The organism is Vibrio sp. OPT46, from assembly GCF_015163535.1.
Lineage (GTDB): Bacteria > Pseudomonadota > Gammaproteobacteria > Enterobacterales > Vibrionaceae > Vibrio > Vibrio alginolyticus.
The window spans coordinates 638-5,053 of record NZ_JADDYG010000868.1; the positions used below are offsets into that span (position 1 = coordinate 638).

The 4,416-nt window shown below is 38.8% G+C and carries 6 protein-coding genes; all 6 read left to right on the top strand.

The features are described from left to right. Positions 1 to 539, top strand: a 539-nt coding sequence (locus IQR33_RS30940) for a hypothetical protein (protein WP_193844303.1), incomplete at its 5' end; no start/stop codon positions are given. A gap of 18 nt (positions 540 to 557) precedes the next feature. Beyond that, on the top strand, positions 558 to 875 hold the full coding sequence (locus IQR33_RS30945) for a hypothetical protein (protein WP_193263248.1): 318 nt from the start codon (positions 558 to 560) through the stop codon (positions 873 to 875). 255 nt (positions 876 to 1,130) lie between these two features. Next, positions 1,131 to 1,304 (top strand): hypothetical protein, encoded by a 174-nt coding sequence (locus tag IQR33_RS30950; RefSeq protein WP_172797333.1) that lies wholly within the window; start codon positions 1,131 to 1,133, stop codon positions 1,302 to 1,304. Further along, entirely contained in the window at positions 1,297 to 1,560 is a 264-nt protein-coding gene (locus IQR33_RS30955; protein WP_193263247.1) for a hypothetical protein, read from the top strand. The genes IQR33_RS30950 and IQR33_RS30955 overlap by 8 nt, the downstream gene beginning before the upstream one ends. Positions 1,561 to 1,815: 255 nt before the next feature. After that, positions 1,816 to 2,430, top strand: coding sequence for a hypothetical protein (locus tag IQR33_RS30960; RefSeq protein WP_025767154.1), 615 nt, complete (start codon positions 1,816 to 1,818; stop codon positions 2,428 to 2,430). Between the two features lie 694 nt (positions 2,431 to 3,124). Then, positions 3,125 to 4,416, top strand: a 1,292-nt coding sequence (locus IQR33_RS30965; protein ID WP_228014236.1) for a hypothetical protein, incomplete at its 3' end; no start/stop codon positions are given.

The following is a 4,416-nucleotide window of genomic DNA, read 5'->3' on the forward strand; positions in this document are numbered from 1 at the left end:
CAAAAGATAAGTTTACCAAAATTAAAGAGAAGAAAGCCCGTATCGAAAAACGCAAGGCTCAAGAGTTAGCAAACATCAATAAACAAGCGAAAAAATATGCTATTGAGGTATTAGATTCGCTTAATTCCAATCCGGATACTTTTACACGAGAACAGCTGTGCCTATGGGTGACGGTCGCTCACTTTACTAGTTCTGTTTTAGATCCTGAGAGTTGGGAGATAGACATTAACGATAATATTGCTAATCACTATTTAGAGAGTGATCACGCATTAAGAAGGCGTAATGTTTGGACTATGAGAAGTAAGGCTCTAAACGCTTTCGAAAATTATTTTAAAAGAGCATGGCAATTCTCTTTTGAAACAGACTCTTGGGTAGTACGAGTGCCAATTAAAGAGTCCGTAGCACAACTTAAGGCACTAATAAATCATGATGAGTACATCAAAAATGAAAAGCTATATGCTCATTTACTTGAGCCTTTAGAGGCTTACAATCGTGAGGTTGATGCAATTAAACGACGCAAGAACATGAAGTCTATTTAACCAGGAGAAGATTCACCAATGACATACGAAGAATTGTACGCCGACTGGGAGTATTTGTTTAAAAAAGTTGGCTGTGCTGAAGACATGACGGGTGGTTATGTTGACTCTGAAGATTTAGAGGAACTACTTAAAAAGCCAACTAAAGCTACAGCAAAGAACTGCTTGAATAGACAGATCGATTATTGGTTCAGAGCTGGAATTCAGTTCGACTATGACCTCAAAGGTAGGTCGGTTTTCGATCTCATAGAAGAGTATCCGAAGATAGAAGAAATCGCAGACAGACACTTTGTTGATTTAGATGATTGTCCCGACCCTTTCGTTAAGACAAATGATTAAAGGGGAAAGCATGGTAGATTTAACTATTTATAATATTCGACCTGAGCCTAAAGAAGCTGTCTGCATTGGCTGCGGGTGTAGTGATAATAATGCATGTTTTGAGAACTCCCAGGCATGTTATTGGCTAAAAGTGGATAGAGAAAAACAGCAAGGTGTTTGCTCAAACTGTCATGACCTTTTGTCTCAGTAAATTTAGGAAATGGATGAATTTTCTATAATCACAATCGCTTAATGCCTAACTATAGGAAGGAAATAATGAGTCGTCTTGAAACACTTATAGAACAGAGCAGTGATGAACTTTGTAGTGTGTCAGTCCCTGTTAAAGAACAGTGTCTGAACCGATGCAATGAATGTCCAGTTGATGATGAGTTAATTGGAACGTTGACAACAGATAGTAAGAGCTCAACAGAAGAGTCACCAAATGAGTGAGAAAGTACTTCTAGGCACATTATTGGTTGCAGGTTTTTTGTTAGCAGTGAGATGGGCATTTAAGAGTGATACATCTTCATTTGATGAAGCACTTGACAGGTTTCTATCAAGTGAACGACCAAAAGAGAAGAAAGGTAACTCAAATCGCAGTAGTGCTTACGAACGACGCAGGAAAGCTATGTTTAGCGGCACAAATTCTATGGGTTGCTATCAAAAGCACAAAAAGGCCAACGAAAGGCTTCATCGTAAAAGGTGAACCTTGGTTAATGAGGATTAGTCTGAAAGCAATCTGACCGTTTCGTTTCCACGATTTGATTAGGTCTGACTGGTTACCCTAAATAGATTCTGCCCCTAAGTTTCTTAGAGTTATCGTTTATTAATTTCCTAGCGATTTCCGTTTGACGCATTTTATCAAATACATCAACATACTTTTAGTTGGTTATCTCTCTTCATCTGTAATCTCGATAAATGGGAGCAGGTCTTACAATCGATTCAATAAAAAGGGAAGTATATGTCATTTTTCAAAAACCAATTAGAAAGCTTGCAGGTAATGCTCCTAACGGACTTAGATGAAAGTGTAATGATGGACTTGTTAGCTGGCTCTAGCGTTTATACTGACCACGTAGAAAAACAGGCTCGTACTTCAGCTAAACTTATTGAAGAGTCAGATGATCTTTCGGAAGACGAGAAAGAACAGCAACTAGAGTTCCTAAGTGATGAAATGAATTATGCTAAGGAGGCTCAAGAGCTTGCAGAAGAACTTGCAATTATAGGGTTATACAAGACTATAGAAATCCGTATTTCCAAAGCGGCTAAAGCTTCTAACTTACTTAATAATAGTAAAGTTAAAGAATTGTTTATAACAGAAAAACTAATCGACCATTTCAATTCAATTAATATTGATATGATCTCTGTTTCGCATTTCAACGAGTTCAAAGAACTAAAGCTATTGAACAACTGCTTAAAACATTCTGGCTACGTAAGCCAGTCACTTGCTGACACCAATCCTTCTGTTTGGTCGAAAGACCAGAAGATTACTGACTTCGCTAAACATTTTCGCCGTTTATTGCTTCCTAACATCAAATTTTTGAGTAACTTAGGTAGCGAAATTCGGTCAAAACTATAGATCTTACCTCATATACAGTACTGTGGAGGATCTGAATCATGAGCCAAGTGGACAATAAAAATTATAGTGAGCTGCGGTAGGTCGAATGCGGGTGTTCGATTAAGTCACAATGTATAATTAAAACTCTCAGATCGTGTATGAGTTAGTACAGATAATTGATGATCATTGTAAATACAGATCAATACTCTATTTAGCGAACAGTGAAAAGTAGCCCCATATCATCCAACATGGTGACTAGGTTTATTATCTAATCTGGAATGTATTGGAGTTAATGGGTTTGAAAACTCTCCACTAACAGGGTTCCCCCTAGTCGCCACCGAGGCCCACCCGCCGGACTTACCCCTGCATTACTAAGTCTCGTTCCTCGCCAAGTATTGCCGCTCATGGGCTGTTGTCCACCAGCGCTAGTACGATGCCAACAAAACCCCATTGTCACCGTCCTAGCAGAATGCTGGTGGCCATATGATCCGCCTTCGGCGAGCTAAAAAGCATTTGTAACGCTTTTCTTAACGGCTTCGCCTAAAAAGCTGACCCTCTATCGAGCCCTATTGTGTCGCCTTTGTCCGGCCCAAAGTCCAGATAATAAGTTAATTATATTTTACAAAGATTGGTGTTTAAATATGGTATCTTTTTGTTGTTTTTTATATAATTATGACATGGTTGAATCAGGTTAAATCAATTGCTTGGGGGCAGTATGATAAAGGTATTAGAGAAGAAAGTTTCTCTCCATAGAAATAAACTAAGAGTATTCTTCGAAGGGCAGTATTTACTAATGGCGGGTTTTAAAGGAGGGGCTAAGTTTCAGCTTAAGTCTGACCGTACAAAGAAAGAAATTAAAATAGTTATTGATCGTTTCGGCTCTCGACAAGTGACCAACTCAAGACGAAACGGTAAAGAGCGACCTGTCATTGACTTAAAGCACGCTGACTTAGATATTTTCGGAGACCATGTAAAAGCCTACATCAAAGATGGTGAAATCCGAATTGTCGAATTGCATTCAGTCCAAGAGATTCGTGACAGAGAGCTGAGGTTTAAGGATATGACGAGAAATCTTAAGCCTTTAAACCATGCCGTATTCAGCTTGAATTCTAATTTAGTACTCCTTTCTAACGAGTTGGAATACAACTCGCCAATAGAGCTGTTTGATCTAAAGAAGAGTAGCATCAAGGCTGAAGTGATTAGCTTACAAGGTGCGCCAGAGGCTAATTGTTACTTTTACTTAATGACTGCCTTCATCAAAACACTTCAACCATCTGCAATTTTTATAGATACACAGTGGACAGATCCTCTTGAAGCCGCATTTTCCCATACTATGAAAAATATGGGGTACGTAAAAAATGATGAATTGAATGGTTACTTATCTAAAAATATCACAGGGGCTGAGCTTGGTTCTGCTTCTGTTGAACTAACTCCGGCTTCACCTATCAAGAAGTTAAGTCTCGATAGAGTGATAAAGACTTGGAGGAATCTCAAACAAATAGAGCGTGTTCAGAGAGCTATGTCAAAGTACAAAGCGAATATACCTTTATCCACTTCAGATATATTTAATGGTATAGGGGTATTGTGCTCAAGTATTTCCGATGGACTTAAGCGGAGTAAGCTTTCTACTTTCGTAAAGGTAATTGTCGAATCGAGTGAAAGGTACTTCAATGCATGTCTGCAAAATAATCCTGTGTGGGCTGTGGAGGCACCGGAAGAGCAATACGGATTAAATATGCGATTGGAGAGTGTTGATTTGTCCAGAGGTGGCGTTAGAACGGAAGTCAATTCAGGATCGCTGCCTTGCGAAGGGAGTTCCATAACCGGCAGATCTAAGAACGGAAATAAATTTGCAGAAGCACACAAAAATACAGGCGGGTGTTTTATCGATTTCTTGCATTGGCAGTCGATAACGAATCCAATTATTTCTGTTTTTGAGAATGTTACTTCATTTACTAAATCAAACTCATACGCTGTTATCGTAGATACGTTTAGTAAAGTGTTTGG

Coding starts and splice junctions, on each gene's coding strand:
- IQR33_RS30945 (WP_193263248.1), top strand. CDS start 558: ATGACATACGAAGAATTGTACGCCGACTGGGAGTATTTGTTTAAAAAA.
- IQR33_RS30950 (WP_172797333.1), top strand. CDS start 1,131: ATGAGTCGTCTTGAAACACTTATAGAACAGAGCAGTGATGAACTTTGT.
- IQR33_RS30955 (WP_193263247.1), top strand. CDS start 1,297: ATGAGTGAGAAAGTACTTCTAGGCACATTATTGGTTGCAGGTTTTTTG.
- IQR33_RS30960 (WP_025767154.1), top strand. CDS start 1,816: ATGTCATTTTTCAAAAACCAATTAGAAAGCTTGCAGGTAATGCTCCTA.